Below are 21,629 nucleotides of genomic sequence, written 5' to 3'. Positions count from 1 at the left end.
CCCGGCCCAGGCGGCCACGGGCCCTACCCCGCCAGGTCTCTAGCCCTCTGCCGAAGAACCTGCGGGCAAGGCCCCGTTAACCTTTGAGGGCACACTGGAGTGGGCCTTGCGGCTGCGTACCAGCGGCCAGAACAGCTCTTCCTTCCAGTTCACTGGCGCCAAGTGCTCGATGCCGTAGGTAGCGGGCCGGCGCCGGGTGATCTTGGCCGTACCAAACAGCACATCCCAGAGGAACAGCAGATTGCCGAAGTTGCCCTTGTAATGGGTCACGCCATCCTCCGCGCTCAGGCCGTGGTGCGCCGAATGGGTGGACGGGGTAGAAAAGACCCGCTCCAGCAACCACATCAGCGGCCGCAGAAAACCGATGCGATACAGCCTGTCATCCCAGGCCACGCTGCTGTGGGCGGCGAAGATCACCGTCATATTGAGGATCAGATAGCCATAGTAGACCGGCGCCAACCCCAGGTAGATCAGCACCCCGGAAAACCAGATGCCGGGCATCAGCAGGTAATAGAAGCTGTTGTTGCGGTAGACGATGCGAATGCTCATGTAAGGCGCTGAATGGTGAGCGCGGTGCAACGCATACAACGCCGGAACCCGATGGGTCAGACGGTGCCACCAGTACTGGGTCATGTCATCGAAGACCAGAAACAGCAGCAGGCCCAGCACCCAGGGTATATCCGCCAGTGCGCCCTTGGCCTGAGGCAATCCCAGGTCCATCAGCGCGCCGCTGGTCCACATCACCAGGGGAAAGGTTACACCTAGCAACAGGCTTGAGCCCACTGCCTCGATCAACACATCGCGGCGCTGGCCGCGAGGTTGGCGAAAGGCCGAGCAGGCGATTTCCAGGAGGATGAAAAACACAAAGATCGCCGAAACGATCAACAGCGGGTTGTTGGTCAGCAAGTCGTGGTTCATGGCATTCTCGCTCTTATCCTTATGGGCAACGCCCGACCATTAGAGATCAGCAAGGCAGCCCTCTCTATGCGCGAAATGGACAGAATCCAGCGAGATCCGGCCAACCGCGTGGCCCCGCGCTTCCATCGCGGGCGCCTGGGTGAAGTCCTGCAACGCTTTCTCGATGACCAGAACGCCACCCCCCGGCAGGATTACGACCTGCTGCACCTGGAGCAACTGTGGCGCGCCGCGGCAGCAGTGGAGCCGGCCATTGGCCTCAAGTTGTTCGAACGCTTCACGCCCCAGGACTGGCACGTGATCGCCCACGCCAGCCTCTATTGCGCGGATGTAGCCGCGTCCATGGCGTTCTGGGTGCGCTATGCGCCCTTGGGCTCGGATACTGACCGCGTGCAGTGGGTGGCGGATGCCAGGGGGGCGGGTGTCGAGGTGCATATCGACACGTCGGTGGAACTCGGTCGCTACCTGATCGAGCACTATGGCGTCATGTCCATCAGCCAGTTGCGCCGTGGCACCGGCGTTGCTGTGCGGCCGGTCCTAGCCTGCTTCAGCCACCCGCGCCCGGCCTATCACGCGCACTACCCTCATTGGTTCGGCGAGCGGATCGAGTTCGATTGCCCGGCCAACCGTTTCTACTTCGACCCGCACAGCCTGCAACTGCCGTTGCAAACCCGTCACGCCGGCATGCTGGAACTGCTGAGCGAGGAGCTGGATCGGCGGGTGGCCCTGCACCGACGCCTGAGCGGTTGGGCTGGCAAAGTGGCTGCGGCCTGTCGCCAGGCCCTGGCAGGCGGCCAATCACCGACCCTGGAAAGCCTGTGCGCGCGCCTGCACCAAACCCCGCGCACCCTGCGCCGGCGCCTGGAGGAACAGGGGCTGAGCTTTCGCGAGTTACTGGACCAGACCCGCGCCGAAGTGGAAATGCACCTGGAATTGCAAGGCGAGTCCCGGGCGCAGATTGCCCTGCAGTTGGGTTACAACGATCAAGCCGCCTACCTGCATGCGCGCAAGCGCTGGAAAAGCACGGCCAGCTGAGGTTTATTCGAGCCGAAAAAAAGACCCCGGCCTTGCGGACGGGGTCTTTTCAACACTGCGGATCAAGCATCAGTAACGCTTGATCTCCGCCTGGTTTTCCAGCTGCTTGCGGTAGGCGGCAAAGTCTTGCTGCCCTACACGCGAGGCCAGGAAGCGACGGTACTGGGCCTTCTCTTCCTCGGTCGGCGCAGCGGCCTCATTGACGCCATTGAGCTGCAGCACCAACAGATTGCCGTCAGGCAGGGTCACGCTGGTGAAGGTCGGCTTGTCCTTGGACTCAGGCTTGGTCATGCGGAACAGCGCCTGCAGGACCGTCGGATCGATACCGTCCTGGCCACGGGTCACGGCTTGCGAGACTTTCCAGTTCTGGCCATCCACCGGCTTGTTCAGTGGAGTCTTGCCGTCACGCAGGCTGGCGATCAGCTCTTCAGCCTTGGTCTTGGCCGCAGCACTGGCGTGCTCCTTGGCCAATTGCGTGCGAATGCTGCTGGCCACGCTTTCCAGTGGCAGCTGCTCGGGCTTGCGATGCTCTTTGGCACGCAGCACCACCACCGTTTCCGGATCCAGTTCGATGGCAGTGCTGTTGGCACCCTCATCGAGGACTTCGGTGCTGAACGCTGCCTGCACCACCGCACGATTGGCCGCGATGCCGTCTCCCCCTTCACGGCCGAACGGCGCGGAAGTGTGGACGGTCAGCTTCAGGTCCTGTGCCGGCTGTGCCAGGTCGGACGCTTCGAACGACGAGTCTTCCAGTTGCTTGGTCGCCTCGACGAAACGCTGCTCGACCTGCTGGGTTTTCAGATCACGGGTCAACTTGTCCTTGAGGCTGGCGAAGCTCGGGACTTCCGGTGCTTCAACGCCCAGCAGCTTGATCAGGTGGAAACCGAAATCGGTACGTACCGGTGCCGAGACCTGGTCCTTGTTCAAGGCATACAGGGCTTTCTCGAAGGCCGGGTCGTAAACGCCAGGACCGGCATAACCCAGGTCACCACCGTTGTTGGCCGAACCCGGATCCTGGGAGAACTCCTTGGCCAGCGCCTCGAAGCTTTCGCCTTTGGCCAGACGCGCCTGGATCTCTTCGATCTTGGCCTTGGCCTGGGCCTCGTTCACCTTGCCGTTGACTTCGATCAGGATGTGCGCAGCACGACGTTGCTCGGACAGATTGGCGATCTCTTTCTGATACAACGCTTGCAGGTCTTCGTCCTTGACGCTGACCTGGTCAAAGAAAGCCGCTTTCTTCAACTCGATGTAGTCGATCACCACCTGATCCGGAGTCATGAACTCCTTGGCGTGCTTGTCGTAGTAGGCCTTGACCTCTTCATCGGTCAGCTTGATCGCTGCCGGATCGGCCTTGATGGTCAGGGAGGCGAAATCACGGGTCTGCTTTTCCAGACGAGCGAAGGCCAGCACCTGAGCGTCGGTGACAAAACCGCTGCCAGCCAGACCGGCACGAACCTGACCGATCAGCATTTCCTGCGCCAGCATCTGGCGGAACTGCAGACGGGTGTAACCCAACTGCCGGATCACCTGGTCGAAACGTTCGGGGCTGAACTTGCCGTCAACCTGGAATTCCGGCGTCTGCAGGATCACCTGGTCCAGTGCGCCCTCGGAGAACGCGAACTTGGAATCCTCGGCGCCTTGCAGCAGCAGCTTGCGGTCGATCAGCCCTTTGAGAGCGGCTTCGCGCAGCATCTTCTCATCCAGCAGGGAGGCATCGAAGTCTTTGCCCAACTGTTGCATCAGCTGACGGCGCTGCATGTCGACGGCTTGGCTCAACTCGTTCTGAGTGATTTCCTCGCCGTTGACCTTGGCCGCGTCCTGGTTATGGGTAGTGGCCTTGAAAATGGCATCGAAACCGGTCAACGCCAGCAGCGCGACGATGACCCCGATGATGGTTTTGGCAATCCAGCCTTGTGAATTGTCCCTGATATTCTGCAGCATGCGTCCCCCAGAAACGGCTGTACTTCAATTCAAGCAGCCGTGGAGCGTGGGTAGAGTCCGGATAGAAGAAAGGCGCATCCGAGGATGCGCCTTCTCGTAACTGGCGGAGCGGACGAGAGCTGAACCTGCGACCCTCGGTATAAGCCGGTGATACACCGGCCTACTGGCGCCCCGCTGCCAGATCAGGCATGACCCCGACCCGGATGGGCAAAGACCCTGAAGAAACTTAGTTAACGGCTTCTTTCAGTGCTTTACCGGCTTTGAAACCTGGCTTTTTAGCAGCAGCGATTTCCAGAGTCTTACCGGTCTGTGGGTTGCGACCGATACGAGCTGGACGATCAGTTACGGAGAAAGTACCGAAACCAACCAGCACAACAGAGTCACCGGCCTTCAGAGCGCCAGTAACGGATTCGATTACTGCGTCCAGCGCACGGCCAGCAGCAGCTTTCGGGAGATCAGCAGATGCAGCGATAGCATCAATCAGTTCCGACTTGTTCACTCTAAGTCCCCTTATATATCTATGAGTATGATTCTAAGTTTTTTGGTGAAAGCAAAAACGAGTGCTGAATGGCCTACAGACTCTTAAGAGCCGCTTTATAACAAGGGCTCTAAAAAGCTGTCAAGGAAGCCCCCCAGGCTAATGCGTATTAATGCGTGCTAATTCTTTCCTTAGAGTCAGACTCGCGTTTTTCGTCCTTTGCAACTATCTCGGGAGCCACATCCGGCAAGGGCTCCGGCGCGTATTGCAGCGCAATTTGCAGGACTTCGTCAATCCATTTAACGGGTTTAATCTGCAGATCCTGCTTGATATTGTCAGGAATTTCTTTCAAATCGCGAACATTCTCTTCCGGAATGATCACCGTCTTGATGCCACCCCGGTGAGCGGCGAGCAATTTCTCTTTCAACCCGCCAATGGCCAGCACCTGGCCCCGCAGAGTGATCTCGCCAGTCATCGCCACATCAGCCCGCACCGGAATGCCGGTCAAGGCCGAAACCAGCGCCGTGCACATGCCTACGCCTGCGCTAGGGCCGTCCTTGGGGGTCGCCCCTTCAGGCATGTGGATATGGGTATCGCGCTTCTCATGGAAGTCCAGGGGAATGCCCAGGCTCTTCGCCCGGCTGCGCACCACGGTCAAGGCGGCAGTGATCGACTCGACCATCACATCACCCAGCGAACCGGTCTTGATCAACTGGCCCTTGCCAGGGACCACAGCCGCTTCGATGGTCAGCAACTCGCCACCGACCTGGGTCCAGGCCAGGCCTGTAACCTGACCGATCTGATCCTGCTGCTCGGCCAGGCCGTAGCGGAATTTACGCACGCCGAGGAAGTGCTCCAGCAAGTCGGGGGTGACCTTGACCGAGAAGCGTTTTTCCATCGCGTGCTCTTTCACCGCCTTGCGGCAAACCTTGGCAATCTGGCGCTCCAGGCCCCGCACACCGGCTTCCCGGGTGTAATAGCGGATGATGTCGCGGATCGCGTCCGGGTCGAATTCCAGCTCGCCTTTCTTCAGGCCGTTGGCCTGGATCTGCTTGGGCGACAGGTACTTGACCGCGATGTTGATCTTCTCGTCCTCGGTGTAGCCGGGCAGACGAATCACCTCCATCCGGTCCAGCAAGGCTGGCGGAATGTTCATCGAGTTGGAGGTGCAGAGGAACATCACATCGGACAGGTCGTAATCGACCTCCAGGTAGTGATCGTTGAAATTGTGGTTCTGCTCTGGGTCGAGAACCTCAAGCAATGCCGAGGCCGGATCACCACGCATATCGCTGCCCATCTTGTCGATTTCATCGAGCAGGAACAGCGGGTTGCGCACGCCAACCTTTGTCATTTTTTGAATCAATCTTCCCGGCATCGAACCGATGTAGGTCCGACGATGGCCGCGGATTTCCGCCTCATCACGCACGCCACCGAGGGCCATGCGGACAAATTTACGGTTGGTCGCGTTGGCGATCGACTCGGCCAGGGATGTTTTACCCACCCCGGGAGGACCGACCAGGCACAACACCGGGCCGCGAATCTTCTTCACCCGCTTCTGCACGGCGAGGTATTCAAGAATCCGCTCTTTGACTTCTTCCAGACCGTAGTGGTCGGCATCAAGGATGTCTTCGGCACGCGCGAGATCAAGGCGTACCTTGCTCTGGGCCTTCCACGGCACCTGGACCAGCCAGTCGATGTAGGAACGCACCACGGTGGCCTCGGCCGACATTGGCGACATCTGCTTGAGCTTGTTCAGCTCGGCCTGGGCCTTGGTCATTGCATCTTTTGGCAAGCCGGCGGCATCGATACGCTTTTTCAGCTCTTCGATTTCGTTGTGACCTTCGTCACCGTCACCCAATTCTTTTTGAATGGCCTTCATCTGCTCATTCAAGTAGTACTCGCGCTGGCTGCGTTCCATTTGCTTCTTAACGCGGCCACGAATGCGCTTTTCCACTTGCAGCAGATCGATCTCGGCGTCCAGCAATGCCAGGACATGCTCGACCCGCGCCGTCAGATCGATGATCTCGAGGATTTCCTGCTTCTGCTCGATTTTCAGCGCCATGTGCGCGGCCATGGTATCGACCAAGCGGCTTGGCTCATCGATGCTGTTGAGGGAGGACAACACCTCGGCGGGGACTTTCTTACCCAGTTGCACATACTGCTCGAACTGGGACAACAGACTGCGAACGAACACTTCCGACTCGCGATCAGGAGCATCCACTTCGTCAATCAGGGAAACTTCGGCACGGCAGTGCCCATCAACTTCACTGAAACGCTCTACAGCGCCACGCTGCTCGCCTTCAACCAGCACTTTGACCGTGCCATCAGGCAGTTTGAGCAACTGCAGGACAGTGGCAATGGTACCTACGCGATACAGTGCATCTTCACCGGGATCGTCATCAGCAGGGTTTCTCTGTGCCAGCAAGAGAATCTGCTTGTAGCCCGTCATCGCTGCCTCGAGGGCTTCGATCGATTTCTCGCGCCCCACGAACAGCGGGATAACCATGTGCGGATAAACCACAACATCACGCAATGGCAGGAGAGGCAATTCGATGGTTGTCTTCATGATTTCGCCTCTACGGCGGCCGTACGGCCGTAAACAGATGGAAGTAAGCTTGAAACCAAGATGGGGGCTGCCTGCAAAAAAAACAAGCTCAAAGACAGCACTTTAAAGCGCTAAAAACAAAGGGGCCCGAAGGCCCCTTCTTTCAATCCAACAGCGTGACGCTTAGGCGTCTGGCGCTGCCTTGGCCGTCGGCTCACTGTTCTCATAGATGTACAGTGGCTGAGACTTGCCTTCAATGACGCTTTCGTCGATCACTACTTTACTCACCTCGGACTGCGAGGGGATTTCATACATAGTGTCGAGCAGAACGCCCTCGAGAATCGAACGCAGGCCGCGAGCGCCGGTCTTGCGTTCCAGTGCCCGCTTGGCCACCGACTTCAATGCGTCGGTCCGGAACTCCAGATCGACACCTTCCATCTCGAACAACTTGGCGTACTGCTTGGTCAAGGCGTTCTTCGGTTCAGTAAGAATCTGAATCAGAGCGGCTTCATCCAACTCATCCAGGGTTGCAAGAACCGGCAGACGACCGACGAATTCCGGGATCAGACCGAACTTGACCAGATCGTCAGGCTCGACTTCACGCAGGGACTCACCGACTTTCTTGCCCTCTTCCTTGCTGCGCACCTCGGCATTGAAACCAATGCCGCCACGGGTGGAACGGTTTTGAATAACCTTTTCCAGACCGGAGAACGCACCACCGCAGATGAACAGAATGTTGCGAGTATCGACTTGCAGGAATTCCTGCTGCGGATGCTTACGACCACCTTGAGGTGGAACCGAAGCGACCGTGCCTTCAATCAACTTCAACAGGGCCTGCTGGACGCCTTCACCGGAAACATCCCGGGTAATCGAAGGGTTGTCAGACTTGCGGGAAATCTTGTCGATCTCATCGATGTAGACAATGCCCATCTGGGCTTTTTCCACGTCGTAGTCGCACTTCTGCAGCAACTTCTGAATGATGTTCTCGACATCCTCACCCACATAACCGGCTTCGGTCAGGGTGGTGGCGTCGGCGATAGTGAAGGGGACATTCAACAGACGAGCCAGGGTTTCCGCCAGCAGCGTCTTACCCGAACCTGTAGGGCCGATCAGCAAGATATTGCTCTTGCCAAGCTCGACTTCGTCATTCTTCTTGTCACGCTGGTTGAGGCGCTTGTAGTGGTTGTACACCGCTACGGCCAGAACCTTTTTCGCGCGCTCCTGACCAATCACATACTGATCAAGGATGCCGCTGATTTCTTTGGGCGAAGGCAATTTATGCGCGCTGCTTTCGGCCTGGGCTTCCTGCACCTCCTCACGGATGATGTCATTGCACAGGTCGACGCACTCGTCGCAGATAAAGACCGAGGGGCCGGCAATCAATTTGCGTACTTCATGCTGGCTTTTGCCACAGAAGGAGCAATAAAGCAGTTTGCCGTTGTCCTCGCCGTTGCGGGTGTCAGTCATTCGATCGATCCAAATCCGATAGGCTTGCAACACAAGATGAAGGCTATTGCGGGCTTTTTCAAGTCCGCAGGCAGCCAGTTAAACCAGCCACCTACATTTGAGTTGCTTAGGCAGGCATTTGACGCTTGTTGATCACGGAGTCGATCAGACCGTACTCCGCGGCGCGTTCGGCGCTCATGAAGTTGTCACGCTCGGTATCACGCTCAATGGTTTCAAGGCTCTGGCCAGTGTGGTGAGCCAACAGCGAGTTCAAGCGCGAACGAATGTGCAGGATTTCCTTGGCATGAATATCGATATCCGACGCCTGGCCTTGGAAACCGCCGAGCGGTTGGTGAATCATCATCCGCGAGTTAGGCAGGCAATGACGCTTGCCTGCAGCGCCACCGGCGAGCAGGAATGCGCCCATGCTGCAGGCCTGGCCGATGCAGATAGTCGAAACATCAGGCTTGATGAACTGCATGGTGTCGTAGATCGACATGCCTGCAGTCACCGAACCACCTGGCGAGTTGATGTAGAGATGGATGTCCTTGTCCGGATTCTCCGCTTCAAGGAAGAGCAGTTGCGCGGCTACCAGGTTGGCCATGTAGTCCTCTACCGGGCCAATCAGGAAGATCACCCGCTCCTTCAAAAGGCGCGAGTAGATGTCATAGGCGCGTTCGCCACGGGCGGACTGCTCGATAACCATCGGGACCAGGCCGCCTGCGGCCTGGATGTCAGAGCTCTGCTGATAATAAGAATTGCGGGACATGTCCTGCAGTCACTCCCAAATAGTCATGTCTTGAATACGCATAAGCCAGCGCGAAGGCTGGCTTATGGTGTGTGCTTCGAACGAGAAGAAAATCAGTCGGCTTGAGGTGCTTCTACCGGCTTGACCGCTTCTTCGTAAGAGACCGATTTGTCGGTCACGCTAGCTTTCTGCAGAACAGTATCCACAACTTGCTCTTCCAGCACAACAGAACGGACTTCGCTCAATTGCTGCTCGTTCTTGTAGTACCAGGACACGACCTGCTCAGGTTCCTGATAAGCCGAGGCCATTTCCTGGATCAGCTCGCGAACACGCGCTTCGTCTGGCTTGAGGTCGAATTGCTTGACCACTTCAGCAACGATCAGACCCAGCACTACACGGCGCTTGGCTTGCTCTTCGAACAGCTCGGCCGGCAATTGATCTGGCTTGATATTGCCACCAAACTGCTGAACAGCTTGAACGCGCAGGCGGTTGACTTCGTTTTCCAGCAGCGCCTTAGGCACTTCGATCGGGTTGGAGGCCAGCAGACCGTCCATTACCTGATTCTTGACTTTGGACTTGATGGCCTGGCGCAGTTCGCGCTCCATGTTCTTGCGAACTTCGGCACGGAAACCTTCCAGACCAGCTTCCTTGATACCGAATTGAGCGAAGAACTCTTCGGTCAGCTCTGGCAGCTTAGGCTCGGAAACGCTGTTGACAGTAACGGTGAACTCGGCAGCCTTGTTGGCCAGATCCAGGTTCTGGTAGTTCTCTGGGAAAGTCAGGTTCAGAACACGCTCTTCACCTGCTTTAGCACCTACCAGGCCTTCTTCGAAGCCAGGGATCATGCGACCGGAGCCCAGCACCAACTGAGTACCCTTGGCCGAACCACCGGCAAAGACTTCACCGTCAACCTTGCCCACGAAATCGATGTTCAGCTGATCATCATTCTGCGCAGCGCGATCAGTCACTTCGAAGCGAACGTTCTGCTTGCGCAGGATTTCCAGCATGTTGTCCAGATCGGCATCAGCCACTTCGGCGCTCAGGCGCTCGACAGCGATGTTTTCGAAGCCGGCAACGGTGAACTCTGGGAAAACTTCGAAAGTTGCGACGTATTCCAGATCCTTGCCCTTCTCCAGCACTTTAGGCTCGACCGAAGGAGCGCCAGCCGGGTTCAGCTTCTGCTCGACCACAGCTTCATAGAAGGAAGCCTGGATCACATCACCCACTGCTTCTTGACGTGCATCAGCCTCATAACGCTGACGGATCACGCTCATTGGAACCTTGCCCGGACGGAAGCCGGCAATCTTGGCCTTTTGGGCAGTCTGCTGCAGACGCTTGTTGACCTGGCTCTCGATGCGCTCAGCCGGCACGGTGATGCTCATGCGGCGCTCAAGAGCAGAAGTATTTTCAACAGAAACTTGCATGGATATTCCTCGTTGCACAGACGTTAGCCGGCCGTTTTCCGACCCCAGAATCAAGGGCATGCATTCTAGTGGGTCAAACTCAAGAAGTCACCCTACTGGAAACGAGTAAAAAACAGCCGGCCATGTGAAGGCGGGGACAAAGGATTGAGCCTCGCCATGAGAGCAAATACTACGAATCAAACCAGGGCCTCTACACCAACCCTTCTATATATAGAAGGAGCAGGACAGCACCCCCTGACAACCACCAGCCAATGACTACATCCCGACACCCGGCGACCAAAGGACAAATAATTTGCCACTCGGCCAACCCGCTAGATGCTGTCACACCGAAAGCATCGGGCCCGGAAACGAAAACGGCGCAGCCCTTTTCAGGTGCTGCGCCGTATTCTGCTATTAACTAGCTACTTTATTGGTGCGGACGAAGAGACTCGAACTCTTACACCTTGCGGCGCTGGAACCTAAATCCAGTGTGTCTACCAATTCCACCACGTCCGCTTGACAAGCTTTTAAAGCAAAGGCGCCAGACTATTAATCTGGCGCCTTCTTCGAATATGGGGTGGACGATGGGGATCGAACCCACGACAACAGGAGTCACAATCCTGTGCTCTACCAACTGAGCTACGCCCACCATATTGCGTTGTTGCGTTACTTGTGCCAAAGCTGCCTAATGGCGCACCCGGCAGGACTCGAACCTGCGACCATCCGCTTAGAAGGCGGATGCTCTATCCAGCTGAGCTACGGGCGCCTTATTAATCTGTATTCTTTAACGATTACAAACTAAGTGCTTTCAGTCGTTACGAGTTAACCATCAACTCTGCCCGACCTTCTTAACCAGTGCTAGGCTGTGCCCGACAAGTGCGACGAATGTTATAGACGGTCGGTTAGGTCGTCAACTCTTTTTTGAAAAAAATTCATTTAATTAAAGGAGTTAGGGGAATTCACAGACCAAGCGCCTTTGCCCTCACGTTTCGACATGCGAGAATGCGTTCTCTTTTTCTCACCCTCTCGATGGTTAATCACGCGTCATGACTGCACAACTAATCGACGGCAAAGCGATCGCCGCTAGCCTGCGCCAGCAGATCGCCAAACGTGTCGCCGAGCGTCGCCAGCAAGGTCTCCGTACTCCGGGCCTCGCGGTGATTCTGGTCGGCAGCGACCCGGCCTCTCAAGTTTATGTCTCGCACAAGCGTAAAGACTGCGAAGAGGTCGGCTTTCTTTCACAAGCCTACGACTTGCCCGCCGACACCACCCAAGAAGCCCTGGCGGGCTTGATCGACCGCCTCAACGATGACCCGAACATCGATGGCGTCCTGCTGCAACTGCCACTGCCCCAGCATCTGGATGCCTCTCTATTGCTGGAACGCATTCGTCCGGATAAAGACGTGGATGGTTTCCATCCTTATAACGTCGGCCGCCTGGCCCAGCGCATCCCTCTGCTGCGCCCTTGCACCCCCAAAGGGATCATGGCCCTGCTGGAAAGCACCGGTGCGGATCTGTACGGCATGGATGCGGTGATCGTCGGCGCTTCCAATATCGTCGGCCGCCCGATGGCCATGGAGCTGCTGTTGGCCGGCTGCACCGTGACCGTGACCCACCGCTTCACCAAGGACCTGGCCGGCCACGTCGGCCGCGCCGACCTGGTAGTGGTTGCCGCCGGCAAGCCAGGCCTGGTCAAAGGCGAGTGGATCAAGGAAGGGGCAATCGTCATCGACGTTGGCATCAATCGCCAGGATGACGGCAAACTGGTAGGCGATGTGGTGTATGAAACCGCCCTGCCCCGTGCCGGCTGGATCACACCCGTGCCTGGCGGCGTAGGCCCCATGACCCGCGCCTGCCTGCTGGAGAACACGCTGTACGCCGCTGAATCGCTGCACAACTGAGTGTTCCGCAGTGCGCCCGAAAGCCCGCCATTGGCGGGCTTTTTTTATTCCACAATGACTGACCCTTTCCCTTCTCGTTATCGCCCCTGATTCTTAGCCTTCGGCACCGCCACCGGACTATCCTGCCAGCGCCCTACCGTTCAGGAAAAATCGGTGTTTTTTCTTTGTTTTTAAGGGTTTTCGGCTGACAGCGGAAGAACAATCGACAGTTCTTCAGCCATACTCATAAGATGTTTTCTGCGGTTTCCAGCGGGCCGCAGCGGAATAAACCCCAGCGTTTACTGGGGTTCTACCCACCACCGCTACGCACCAAGCACCCACGCCCCACCCCCAGTGGTACAAAAATTGGTACAACCAGTTTTCCCGCCTACGGCGTTCTGCCGACCGCACACCGCACCCCAACACCTACAGTTCGTCGGCGCAAATCGCGCCTCGTTCAAGCCTCGATTACTGTATGTACATACAGCATTGGATTCGAGGTAGTACCGTGCACACCGAAGACACCTACGCAGCCGACGACTGGCTGGGCATCCCCACGCCCCTGGAAACTGCCCGGCAGCATGCCTTGCTGCTGGAAAATGAAGTGGCAGAGCTGAACCTGCAACTGCGCGCTGCCCGAGAGAACATCTACAAGCTTGTCCGCCTCCATGCAGCTGCTGTGCACGACAGGGACGAAGCCGTGGTGAGAGTTCGCAGCAAGGCAGCCGAAGCTACACAGCACCGTCACCGTAATAGAGTTATCGAGCTTGAGGCATCGTGCGAGTTCCTGCGGCGCACAAACGAGGATCTGCGAAGGCAGATCCCTGTTGGCGCCTGGCGCCGGTAATTACTCGCAAGCATCTACTGCGGCAGCCAACACTCGCTCATATCCGATCCACTGATCGCGCTCCGCCAGCATCGCCCGCACCTTCAGCTCCAAGCTATCGGCTTTCTTCAGGCTGCCCGTGGCCCAGGCGGGCCCTGTTATGGCTACAAATAATTGAGCGCTGGCCGAGCCTGGGATAGATTCACTCTTTGAATATGCCCGGTGCCATAACTTGTAGGAGCGATTCATGCCGCTCACCAATCCGAACCAGGAACTGCGCCACGATCTAGAAGAGGCTGCCAAACTGCTTAAGCGGTCAGGCGTCGATCTGTTCGAAGTTGCAAAACGACTTCTCGCTGCCGGAGATGAAATCAATGCGGACGAGTTGATGATGATCGCACTGAGCTACCAAAAGATTGAGGATAGGCTGGCGGGGTATGCGGAAGAGGTGAAAGCGGGCCAGATAAATCGACACAACCCCGAATAGGCGCGTGGTTTGGCGCGGCGGGATGCTTTAGGAGCCTATATGCCCCTCACTAAACCCAACCAGCAGCTGCGCCGCAACCTGAAAGAGGCTGCTGCCACCCTCAAGTGGGCAGGCGTAGATCTGTTCGGAGTGGCAAAGCGAATGCTGGCCGCCGGCGACGAGCAAGGAGCCAACGAACTGATGAAGATCGCCCTCTCCTTCCAGGAGACCGAGGACAAGCTGGCGGGGTATGCGGGTGAGGTGAAGGCGGGATGGGTTGTGCGGCAAACGTGACCCGGCAAGGTAAAATGGAAAGGTTGAACCAAACGCCAAACAGGAGGCGGGCGCGCCTAGGAATATTTTTTGGAATAATTTGACTATATTTTTGTAGTTACTCTATGATTCTCTCAAGCCTCTGAGAGAATCACTGCATGACCGCCCATTTATCCGACTCCGAAATCAGCAATCTCCTCAAACCCTACGAACAGGTCATCGCAGAAGCCGTACTAAAAGGCTGGAAGCAATGGCTGGAGGTGCCAAATCGAGCTCAGTTCTATAACAGAACTCGGGCAAACGTCGTTTGGGACTATACTGTTGGCGCTCTGGAAGAGGCGCTTGACCCGCTCCCGGGCGTCCACGTTAATAGAGCGGGAAACACTTGTATTTTCATGATTGGCCAGCAATTGGCCTTTCGCTTCAAAAAAGGCGACGAAAAGGGGTTTAGCAGCAATTACCCTACGCCTATGGCTCTTGCATTTCATGACCCCGAACAGCAGGTCCTAGGAATTCCAGAGGCAGTAAAGACCGAGATTATTTATATCCTCAACAAGCTTGAAACCGAGATTTTTCAAGTCCGCATGGTTCGCAGGGATGGGGAGTCGGTAGCTTGGTCTCACCCAATTTATGAGCGACCAGTTGCGCCCGTCAAAGCTATACCTGCTGGACTCCCCGCGGCACCATCGAAGGATTCGCAGGATACCCAGCCCGCGAAAAGGCGCCGAGCAACGGTCAAGACAGAGCTGGCACCAGCTAAACCTACTGAAATCAAAGTACCCCGGCCATCGTCATGAGCAACACATTCAACCCCGAGATGCTTCAGCTAGCCAGGCAATTTCGAGGCTTCAGCCAAAGCGCTCTATCCAAATCCATGAATATCACACAAGGCTACCTATCAAAGATTGAAAATGGATTAATGGAACCTGCCGAGGAAATGGTTGAAGCTTTTTGCAAGGGCCTTTCCTTTCCTAGGGAGTATTTTTTTAATCAGGATCGGGTCTACGGGCTGCCGGTTAGCGTTCATGCTTATCGCAAGAAGGCCACTGTCCCGCAGAAGACGCTTGACGCCATCCAGGCCGAAATGAATCTGCGGATCATGCACTACCGAAAGCTTCTTAAATCCGTCGACCTCGCAAAGGATTATGAGCTCCCTTATCTAGACATCGACCAATACGGTGATGCCGATGAAATCGCATTCTTGGTCAGAAGATCGTGGATGATCCCTGATGGACCGATCAAAAATCTCGCCGATTTCGTGGAGCGCGCCGGCGTTTTGATATTTGTTTGCGATTTTCCTGCTGGAAAGATTGACGGCGTAACCCTTGCCATCCGTGGGATGCCGCCTTGTATTTTTCTGAGCAAAAATCAATCTGCAGATAGAATGAGATTTTCACTTGCTCATGAGCTCGGCCATTTAGTGATGCATCGCCAACCCAGTCCGACGATGGAGGACGAGGCGAACAAATTTGCAGCCGCACTGCTGATGCCAGAAAAAGATATTTTCTACCAGTTGAAGAACGTCAGCATCCAGTCGCTGGCCGCGCTGAAGCCTGTATGGAAAGTATCTATGGGCGCCTTGCTCTATAGGGCAGCCACGATCGGTGCAATTACAAAGTCCCAGAGTGATTATATGTGGAGGCAAATCGGCAGTCTCGGCTATCGATTGAGGGAGCCCGCTGAACTGGACTTTCCGCATGAGAAAGCTCATCTGACCTCAGAGATTCTGGAGCTGCACATGGAAGATCTGGGGTATTCGCTTGAAGATCTAATGAGCATCCTTGGATTGGCGCCTGAAGACTTTGGTAATTTGTATAATTTCAAGCAAAAACCACGCCTTAGCATCGTGAAATAATCAGAGCCAGCCCGGCCCTGCGCCGGGCTTCTTGTACTGCCCTTCTCGATCCGAGCGTGCTACTGAACATCGCTTCTTTGCCTGGCCGATTTGCTTAGGCGCAAGATCGTTCTACAATTTTCATGCCGGGCTACTACTCTACTCCCCTCCCGGCTTTAGCCCGCTTCGGCGGGCTTTTTCATTTTCCACTCAGCGCTTGCTCTCGCTCAATAGCAGCCACCAACCAGTCTCCCGCCTGTTGGATCTGCCTATGCCACTCCTTACGGTCAACTAGCCCCAGTCGTAACATTTCATTGGCGGTGGAGATCAGTTGACAGTAGCGGTCTTCGATATATTCATCGGAGCTATCAAGCGCAGCTAGCAGATACTGCCATTCAATCAATTCTGCATTTTTCATGACCTCTACCTCATCAACTGCCGATCACTGCGTTTAGTTATAGCAATTCTCGACGAGATCAGAAGCCATCAAATAAGCATAAGCTCAGCGTCCAACTGACGTTTTCAGGCCCTCATAAGCCTGCTCGCACGTTACTCCCCTTGCCCCGCGTTGATCAGCAGTTGCTGCCAGATCTTCCGCTCTTTGATCAGCGCGCTTGAGCACGTCGGCAAGCACCAGGACGGCGCGGGAAGCTGCCGCGCTTGCGGCGGCAGTGCAGGAATTGCCGCCGACCTGACTTGCGGTACGGCTGGCGGTTCGGTCTGCCTGTTCCCGCATGCTGAGATCAGCCCGAGCAGCGGCAGCATCAGCAACAGCTTCGTCAATTGTCCGTTGTCCATCTTGCACCGCCTTATTGATTGAGTTCTGCCTCGCCTGCTCCTTGTCGCGCTCCTCAGCTTCAGCCAGGCCCCAGGCCTGTTTGTCGCCGGCGTCACGGGCATTCCAGCGCGTTTGCCACTCGGCCTTCTCGACCGCCCTGCCGTGGTCGTAGACGCTGGACAGTGCCCAGGCTTCCAGGCCGGCCAGCAGCAAGGCAGCCAGAGCAATTCCGCCAATCTTCAGTGCGAGGGCGTTCATGCCAACACCTTCGCGGCCAGGTCGCGCAGGGCCACTCGCTCGGCCTGGCCAGTCAACCCGCCGTTGATAGTCCGAGTGATCTTTGCGAACTGCCCCGAGTCGGCCAGCTCATTAAGCCCATTCGATTGCCAGAACCAGCCTGCGACCAGGGCAGCAGTCTCGGGCTGCTCCACCAGCTCAGGGTGATTGACCAGGTCCAGGCCCAAGGCAGCGCTGGCGGCGCGGTAGTTGTTCGCTCCGGTCAGTTGGATAAGGCCGCGTCCCCGATACTTCCAGCCGTCCCCTGGCAGCGCGTTACCCATCCGACCGCCATACACAATGTTTGCGATCTGCTCGGGCTTGCGGGCCACCTGAGCAGCCAGGGCAGCGTTGAAGCGATTAGGCCAGACTGCCTGGAGTCGTTCGGCGCTGTAGTTCAGGTTCTCGACCATGCGCGTCAGTTGGCCGGACTCATGTCCAACCTGGGCAATGAACGCAGCCATCCGCACAGGCGAGTTGATCTTGAATCGAGCCATCGCAGCATTCAGTGCAGGCACAAAAAAGCCCGCGACTTGGCGGGCTTGGGAGAGGATCTGCAGCAACTGCTGCTCGGTGATCGGCATTACTTTTCTCCAGGCAAAAACACCAGCTAACAGAAAGCCGGCTAGTTATTTAATTAGTATATCGGCGAGCATTTAATAACCGGTCACGTCAACTATCAAATAGGTCCCCCAGGGGGATGTATATAGAGTGTTGCCAACGTTTCCGCCCACGGCACTAGCAACTGCTCGATGTTCAATAACACACGTAGAACTGTCAGGGCTTTTCATCACTCCACTAAAAAAACCGAACAACCCTATAGGCTGGTTGGGTGGTCCGCCAGTATCAGTCTTTCGAGCGTAAGGCCTAACACTTTGAACGATTGCTATATTCCTCCCTGAATACGTTGTACTGAAAGACTGATTTGGACCGAGGGAAACCGGAGTAAAGCCTAGTATTCGAATGTACTTATTATTGGAATTGTAGACGACATTACCTGTCACCCTATTTCTCACAACCAGCCCTATACCGCCACCGGAAGTATTAACTGGGTCTGCAAAAATATAAACTTTCACAGTCCTTGTTTCGTCAAGATTATTGCCGGAGTAAATTCGAAATACGCTAGAGCTCATCTTCTTTACATACACGCCCTGACTGGATCCGCTCACAGCAACAAGAGGGTCTGTCCGGCCGCTTGGCACGCTGATCGCCGCGTAGTAGCCGAGGATGTCGTTATCCTTGGACGACATCGCGTATGTGTTTACAGACACAAGTTCCTGGCACTGGTAGCTCCCATCAATCTGTAAGATCTTGTCTTTATTCCTGACCCTGAACCCAACAACATCAGCCATCTAATACACTCCATACATAATATCGCACGGAACAACAGTTGCGCCTGTCGGCCCTGGAAAGTCCCAAGACAAGACATTCCCACTTATCGACAACCTTGGAAATTTCCACTCATTAGCAAGGTTCTGGTTCGGCGTCGGTACTTCAAGAACTGTGGCCCAACCTTCACCCAGCGAGAAATCATTGACAGTAATAGAAGACGCGAAAGACCCGCTATTAACCACCCCAATCCTTCTTGTCAGTCTATCAGTGATATCAAGAGTAACTTGCCCGGTAATCCTATCTCGCACTCTCAACCCGATTACGTCTGCCATTATGAGAGAACTCCAAGTTCTACAAGTGGAGGCGCAAGCCCATCGACATATAGCCTCCAGTACTTGTTGCTTTGAGTTATACGATACCCGTCGCCTGCGCCATTGTTCTCCATGTTTCCGCTCTTACCCATCTTCCAGCCACGCTTGCCTGGGTCGTAATCGTCAGACTGTAGGTTGTCCCCGATCTTAAGCATCGTGATGCTTGCGTTGCGGATAAACGTGGTATCGATGTAGGCGGCGTTGCCTTGAACTACGAACGGGTAGAAAACATCGGTGGTGTTCGGGTCGATAATCGCAAACCGGCTGGCAGCGATCAGCACCTGGCTGGTGATGATGCCTTCGTTGTTTTCTACTCCAACGCCTATACCTGCCAGATAGGGCTTGTTGTCGACCGTGAGCTGGGTCTTGATCGAGTACATGGCCGCGAGCTCTGTCTTGACCTGTTCGATCTCAACCGACGCGCCACCGCCGGAGTCAATCTTCTCGAGCAGGTGCTGGCTCAACTGCGTCTCTGTGATCTGGTCATTCAGGTACTCGAGGATCGGCCCAGCATCGGAGGACGACTGCCCGGTGACCGGACCGCGAAAATCCCCAACGTTGCCGATGCGGTCCACCAGGCGCGCCCAGAAGTAGAACCGAGCCCCGGAAGCCAGGCCCATGATTGTCAGGTCTGTTTGCGGATAGGCGTAGTCGCCGAACTTGGTCGCCGTGGTCACCTGGTTGGTCTGGCTGTACCAGATTTCGGTGCGCTGCACGTCTGCGGTACTGAGCCCCGCGGGGATGCCCCAGGACAACTTGATGCCGAACACGATCGAGGCCGCTGTAAAAGAGGACGGCACCGGTGGCGGTGTTGTCTTGCCGTTCAGCACGGTCTCTACCGAGGTCGCGAACACTGAGCCGATGTCCAGGGAGTTGATGGCCCGCACCTTAGCCACATACCGGCCCGCGTAGATCCCGCTCACATCGATGGACGTGGTGCCCGTGCGGCCGGCAAAGATCCAATCGCCGTCGTTCTTGCGCCAGTAGACCTCGTAGGCAATCGCCGCCTCGGGCTTCTCCCACTCAATCGTCATGACGCTGACCGCGCTGCCCTGGTCAACGAAGTGGTCATTGCTCACCGTCACGTTCGTCGGTGGCCGCTGGACGCTCGGCGGGATCACGGTTACCGGCGGCCGCTCGATGCGCGTGCCGTTGTCGATTGCTCCGTATTTACTGGCGTTGTGGCGTACCGCGCTGATGGTGAACTTGATCTCCGAGTCGGAAAAGTCCTCGGCCACGGACATGACGCGGAACAACTGGGTGGCCAGGGTCGGTGAGTCAATGGCCCACATCGAGTGCTGGGGCGGCAGCTCCTCCAGATCCTCAGTCAGCACGACCTGCTGAACCTCTGCAGGAAAGCCCGTGGTGTCCATTGTCACCCTGCCGCTGGACCACTTGATGCCCTTGGACGACCACTTGACCGGGTAGCCCACGGACTTGATCACCCGAGAGACCGCCTTGCCGGTGGGCATGATCACTGTGATGGTGTCGCCGGGGTATGCCTTCACATCGGCATCCAGCACCAGGCTGTCGAGCGTAGACGAGCGCAAACGTCCGCCGATCCTGCGCCCTGCCCTGTCGTTGTCCGCAATGCGGATAATCTGCCCGGGGCGCGCCAGGGTGCCATCAAGGCCCACGGAGAACCCCACGCTTTCGGTTTCCAGGCGGTTGGTCAGCAGCGCCCACTTGCCGATGCGCTGAGCTTGAGCCTGGGACGTGCAGCCGGTGGCGGTGATCTCGGTTTGCTGGATGCCGTAGCGGGTGATGCCGGCCTGGTCGTCGACATACTCAACCTTTTGCCGGTAGAAGTCGGCCGGATCGTTCCAGCTCACCAGAGCCACGGTGTAGCGGGTCTTCTTCGCAGAGCCGAAATAGCCAAACTTGCCGTCGATCACGTTGGCGTTCGAGTAGGTGTAAACCGGGTCCTCGGGTATGTCGGCAATAGCCATGACCGAGCCGCCGGCCCAGTAGGACATTCCGCGGAAGGTGGTGGCCAGGTCCTGCAGCACGTCGAGAGCGTTCGACCTGGTCTGCAGGAACAGATTGCAGGTGAACCGCGGCTCCATGCCGCCCTTCCCGTCCGGCACCGGCTGGTCGCAGTACTGGCCGATTCTGTACAGCTCCCAGCGGTCTACCTGGCCCTCGTTCAGCAGGTGGCCCAGGCCATAGCGGAAGTGCAGAAGCAGGTCGTAGAAGATCCAGGCCGGGTTATCAGTCCAGGCTGACTTGAACGAACCATCCCAGACGCCGGAGTACAGCCTGGTTTCCGGGTCGTAGTTGCTGGGCACGCGGATGATCCGGCCGCGCAGGTCGAAGGACCTGGTGGGGATCGACTGGAACTGGGAGGCATCGAATTGCAGGCCAACGATAGCGGAACCTGGATAGCGCAGCTTGGCGTCGATGATCTCGGTGATGGCGTCGATGTTCGTGGTGTCGGCGATCACGCTGCTGGTGCTGTTCGGAGTTAGGCGCGTCACTCGCACCTGCCAGTTGCTGCTCGCCGGCGGCAGGTCCACCCGGTGGGAGCGCTCGTACTTCGTCGAGGTCTTGCCGCTGAATGCCGCGGCCAGCACCTGGACATAGGGCCCACCATCGGTGGAAACCTCGATCTTGTACTGCACAGTGTAGCCGTTGGTGTCGCCATTCTCGGTGTTGGTCTGGGCCAGGCGCGGGGTGGACAAGCGCACACGCACGGCCGACAGCTGCAGGTTCTGCACAGCACGAACCCAGGGCTGACTTGCCCGCAGCTCAACACCCACCGCAATCTCGCTCTCGACCGCCGGAAAGCCCGGGATATGCAGCTGATCCTGGCTGCCGGTGCGGGCGTCCAGGGTGACGCCGCTGAAATTACGGATGCCGTCGGCATTGGCCAGGGGCGTCTCGTCGAGGTAGACCGAGCGCTCGCCCGCGACCAGGCCCTGGATCTCGCCTTCGCTCACCAGGTCAAGGATCCGCGCATACGCGGTACTCTGCAGGCTGTCGGGGGCCTCAACGGACGGCCGCGGCTTCGACTCGCCGCCCTTGGCGCCGGTGATGATCTGGTTGTTCATGGCTTTCCTTCAGGCAAAAAAAAGCCCGCTCA

At 56.9% G+C, this 21,629-nt stretch carries 20 protein-coding genes and 3 tRNA genes; 7 read left to right on the top strand and 16 right to left on the bottom strand.

Features of this window, described 5'->3' with window-relative positions; translation table 11 throughout:
• Window positions 1-39 precede the first annotated feature (39 nt).
• Window positions 40-918: a sterol desaturase family protein gene (locus tag U873_RS0101290; RefSeq protein WP_025126510.1), complete on the bottom strand. Its 879-nt coding sequence runs from the start codon at window positions 916-918 to the stop codon at window positions 40-42.
• Window positions 919-984: 66 nt separating this feature from the next.
• On the opposite strand from U873_RS0101290, the gene U873_RS0101285 reads away from it, so the two are divergent.
• Window positions 985-1,950 (top strand): AraC family transcriptional regulator ligand-binding domain-containing protein, encoded by a 966-nt coding sequence (locus U873_RS0101285; protein WP_025126509.1) that lies wholly within the window; start codon window positions 985-987, stop codon window positions 1,948-1,950.
• Window positions 1,951-2,019: 69 nt separating this feature from the next.
• On the opposite strand, the gene U873_RS0101280 is transcribed toward U873_RS0101285, so the two are convergent.
• From U873_RS0101280 to U873_RS0101245, 9 genes are all read right to left on the bottom strand, one after another.
• Window positions 2,020-3,891, bottom strand: coding sequence for a SurA N-terminal domain-containing protein (locus U873_RS0101280; RefSeq protein ID WP_025126508.1), 1,872 nt, complete (start codon window positions 3,889-3,891; stop codon window positions 2,020-2,022).
• 226 nt (window positions 3,892-4,117) lie between these two features.
• A complete protein-coding gene (locus U873_RS34905) occupies window positions 4,118-4,390 on the bottom strand; it encodes an HU family DNA-binding protein (protein ID WP_011062271.1) in 273 nt (90 codons plus the stop codon).
• Window positions 4,391-4,538: 148 nt separating this feature from the next.
• Entirely contained in the window at window positions 4,539-6,935 is a 2,397-nt protein-coding gene (gene lon, locus U873_RS0101275) for an endopeptidase La (RefSeq protein WP_025126507.1), read from the bottom strand.
• A gap of 162 nt (window positions 6,936-7,097) precedes the next feature.
• The gene (gene clpX, locus U873_RS0101270; RefSeq protein ID WP_025126506.1) at window positions 7,098-8,381 is read right to left on the bottom strand and encodes an ATP-dependent Clp protease ATP-binding subunit ClpX; all 1,284 of its coding nucleotides are present in this window, start codon (window positions 8,379-8,381) and stop codon (window positions 7,098-7,100) included.
• A gap of 106 nt (window positions 8,382-8,487) precedes the next feature.
• The gene (clpP, locus tag U873_RS0101265) at window positions 8,488-9,129 is read right to left on the bottom strand and encodes an ATP-dependent Clp endopeptidase proteolytic subunit ClpP (protein ID WP_016965272.1); all 642 of its coding nucleotides are present in this window, start codon (window positions 9,127-9,129) and stop codon (window positions 8,488-8,490) included.
• A gap of 92 nt (window positions 9,130-9,221) precedes the next feature.
• The gene (tig, locus tag U873_RS0101260; protein WP_025126505.1) at window positions 9,222-10,532 is read right to left on the bottom strand and encodes a trigger factor; all 1,311 of its coding nucleotides are present in this window, start codon (window positions 10,530-10,532) and stop codon (window positions 9,222-9,224) included.
• A gap of 410 nt (window positions 10,533-10,942) precedes the next feature.
• Window positions 10,943-11,027, bottom strand: a tRNA-Leu gene (locus tag U873_RS0101255).
• A 57-nt stretch (window positions 11,028-11,084) separates the two neighbouring features.
• Window positions 11,085-11,160 (bottom strand) — tRNA-His (locus tag U873_RS0101250).
• 40 nt (window positions 11,161-11,200) lie between these two features.
• Window positions 11,201-11,277: transfer RNA gene (locus U873_RS0101245), tRNA-Arg, on the bottom strand.
• Between the two features lie 280 nt (window positions 11,278-11,557).
• Here U873_RS0101245 and folD point away from each other — a divergent pair.
• Window positions 11,558-12,412: a bifunctional methylenetetrahydrofolate dehydrogenase/methenyltetrahydrofolate cyclohydrolase FolD gene (gene folD, locus U873_RS0101240; RefSeq protein ID WP_025126504.1), complete on the top strand. Its 855-nt coding sequence runs from the start codon at window positions 11,558-11,560 to the stop codon at window positions 12,410-12,412.
• A gap of 487 nt (window positions 12,413-12,899) precedes the next feature.
• Window positions 12,900-13,238, top strand: coding sequence for a hypothetical protein (locus tag U873_RS0101235; RefSeq protein ID WP_029978051.1), 339 nt, complete (start codon window positions 12,900-12,902; stop codon window positions 13,236-13,238).
• Here U873_RS0101235 and U873_RS34185 read toward each other — a convergent pair whose 3' ends face one another.
• Window positions 13,239-13,466 carry a hypothetical protein gene (locus U873_RS34185; RefSeq protein ID WP_025126502.1) on the bottom strand — a complete coding sequence of 76 codons (228 nt, stop codon included), beginning with the start codon at window positions 13,464-13,466 and terminating at the stop codon, window positions 13,239-13,241. It abuts the gene before it with no gap.
• Between U873_RS34185 and U873_RS0101225 the strand changes: the two genes are divergently transcribed.
• From U873_RS0101225 to U873_RS0101210, 4 genes are all read left to right on the top strand, one after another.
• The gene (locus U873_RS0101225; RefSeq protein WP_025126501.1) at window positions 13,465-13,704 is read left to right on the top strand and encodes a hypothetical protein; all 240 of its coding nucleotides are present in this window, start codon (window positions 13,465-13,467) and stop codon (window positions 13,702-13,704) included. The two genes, U873_RS34185 and U873_RS0101225, sit on opposite strands and share 2 nt — an antisense overlap.
• Window positions 13,705-13,743: 39 nt before the next feature.
• Window positions 13,744-13,977 carry a hypothetical protein gene (locus U873_RS0101220; RefSeq protein WP_025126500.1) on the top strand — a complete coding sequence of 78 codons (234 nt, stop codon included), beginning with the start codon at window positions 13,744-13,746 and terminating at the stop codon, window positions 13,975-13,977.
• A 137-nt stretch (window positions 13,978-14,114) separates the two neighbouring features.
• Entirely contained in the window at window positions 14,115-14,753 is a 639-nt protein-coding gene (locus U873_RS34700; RefSeq protein ID WP_025126499.1) for a hypothetical protein, read from the top strand.
• Complete coding sequence (locus U873_RS0101210; protein WP_025126498.1) at window positions 14,750-15,811, top strand: ImmA/IrrE family metallo-endopeptidase; 1,062 nt, start codon at window positions 14,750-14,752, stop codon at window positions 15,809-15,811. Before U873_RS34700 ends, U873_RS0101210 begins: the two co-directional genes overlap by 4 nt.
• Before the next feature lie 178 nt (window positions 15,812-15,989).
• On the opposite strand, the gene U873_RS0101205 is transcribed toward U873_RS0101210, so the two are convergent.
• From U873_RS0101205 to U873_RS0101190, 5 genes are all read right to left on the bottom strand, one after another.
• A complete protein-coding gene (locus U873_RS0101205; RefSeq protein WP_025126497.1) occupies window positions 15,990-16,208 on the bottom strand; it encodes a hypothetical protein in 219 nt (72 codons plus the stop codon).
• Between the two features lie 84 nt (window positions 16,209-16,292).
• Window positions 16,293-16,826, bottom strand: coding sequence for a DUF2514 family protein (locus U873_RS0101200; protein WP_029978046.1), 534 nt, complete (start codon window positions 16,824-16,826; stop codon window positions 16,293-16,295).
• The gene (locus U873_RS0101195; protein WP_025126495.1) at window positions 16,823-17,428 is read right to left on the bottom strand and encodes a glycoside hydrolase family 19 protein; all 606 of its coding nucleotides are present in this window, start codon (window positions 17,426-17,428) and stop codon (window positions 16,823-16,825) included. Before U873_RS0101195 ends, U873_RS0101200 begins: the two co-directional genes overlap by 4 nt.
• Before the next feature lie 72 nt (window positions 17,429-17,500).
• On the bottom strand, window positions 17,501-18,196 hold the full coding sequence (locus U873_RS36545) for a hypothetical protein (RefSeq protein ID WP_157838049.1): 696 nt from the start codon (window positions 18,194-18,196) through the stop codon (window positions 17,501-17,503).
• Window positions 18,197-18,507: 311 nt separating this feature from the next.
• Complete coding sequence (locus tag U873_RS0101190; RefSeq protein ID WP_025126494.1) at window positions 18,508-21,597, bottom strand: host specificity protein J; 3,090 nt, start codon at window positions 21,595-21,597, stop codon at window positions 18,508-18,510.
• Window positions 21,598-21,629: the final 32 nt, after the last annotated feature.

It is taken from the genome of Pseudomonas sp. PH1b (genome assembly GCF_000633395.1).
GTDB lineage: Bacteria > Pseudomonadota > Gammaproteobacteria > Pseudomonadales > Pseudomonadaceae > Aquipseudomonas.
Note: the sequence above shows the minus strand (reverse complement) of the source record. Positions and strands in the feature narration are given on the sequence as shown.

Excerpts from the sequence above, each read along its gene's own strand:
- U873_RS0101290 (WP_025126510.1), bottom strand. The coding sequence starts at position 918 with ATGAACCACGACTTGCTGACCAACAACCCGCTGTTGATCGTTTCGGCG.
- U873_RS0101285 (WP_025126509.1), top strand. The coding sequence starts at position 985 with ATGCGCGAAATGGACAGAATCCAGCGAGATCCGGCCAACCGCGTGGCC.
- U873_RS0101280 (WP_025126508.1), bottom strand. The coding sequence starts at position 3,891 with ATGCTGCAGAATATCAGGGACAATTCACAAGGCTGGATTGCCAAAACC.
- lon (WP_025126507.1), bottom strand. The coding sequence starts at position 6,935 with ATGAAGACAACCATCGAATTGCCTCTCCTGCCATTGCGTGATGTTGTG.
- clpX (WP_025126506.1), bottom strand. The coding sequence starts at position 8,381 with ATGACTGACACCCGCAACGGCGAGGACAACGGCAAACTGCTTTATTGC.
- clpP (WP_016965272.1), bottom strand. The coding sequence starts at position 9,129 with ATGTCCCGCAATTCTTATTATCAGCAGAGCTCTGACATCCAGGCCGCA.
- tig (WP_025126505.1), bottom strand. The coding sequence starts at position 10,532 with ATGCAAGTTTCTGTTGAAAATACTTCTGCTCTTGAGCGCCGCATGAGC.
- folD (WP_025126504.1), top strand. The coding sequence starts at position 11,558 with ATGACTGCACAACTAATCGACGGCAAAGCGATCGCCGCTAGCCTGCGC.
- U873_RS0101225 (WP_025126501.1), top strand. The coding sequence starts at position 13,465 with ATGCCGCTCACCAATCCGAACCAGGAACTGCGCCACGATCTAGAAGAG.
- U873_RS34185 (WP_025126502.1), bottom strand. The coding sequence starts at position 13,466 with ATGAATCGCTCCTACAAGTTATGGCACCGGGCATATTCAAAGAGTGAA.
- U873_RS0101220 (WP_025126500.1), top strand. The coding sequence starts at position 13,744 with ATGCCCCTCACTAAACCCAACCAGCAGCTGCGCCGCAACCTGAAAGAG.
- U873_RS34700 (WP_025126499.1), top strand. The coding sequence starts at position 14,115 with ATGACCGCCCATTTATCCGACTCCGAAATCAGCAATCTCCTCAAACCC.
- U873_RS0101210 (WP_025126498.1), top strand. The coding sequence starts at position 14,750 with ATGAGCAACACATTCAACCCCGAGATGCTTCAGCTAGCCAGGCAATTT.
- U873_RS0101205 (WP_025126497.1), bottom strand. The coding sequence starts at position 16,208 with ATGAAAAATGCAGAATTGATTGAATGGCAGTATCTGCTAGCTGCGCTT.
- U873_RS0101200 (WP_029978046.1), bottom strand. The coding sequence starts at position 16,826 with ATGAACGCCCTCGCACTGAAGATTGGCGGAATTGCTCTGGCTGCCTTG.
- U873_RS0101195 (WP_025126495.1), bottom strand. The coding sequence starts at position 17,428 with ATGCCGATCACCGAGCAGCAGTTGCTGCAGATCCTCTCCCAAGCCCGC.
- U873_RS36545 (WP_157838049.1), bottom strand. The coding sequence starts at position 18,196 with ATGGCTGATGTTGTTGGGTTCAGGGTCAGGAATAAAGACAAGATCTTA.
- U873_RS0101190 (WP_025126494.1), bottom strand. The coding sequence starts at position 21,597 with ATGAACAACCAGATCATCACCGGCGCCAAGGGCGGCGAGTCGAAGCCG.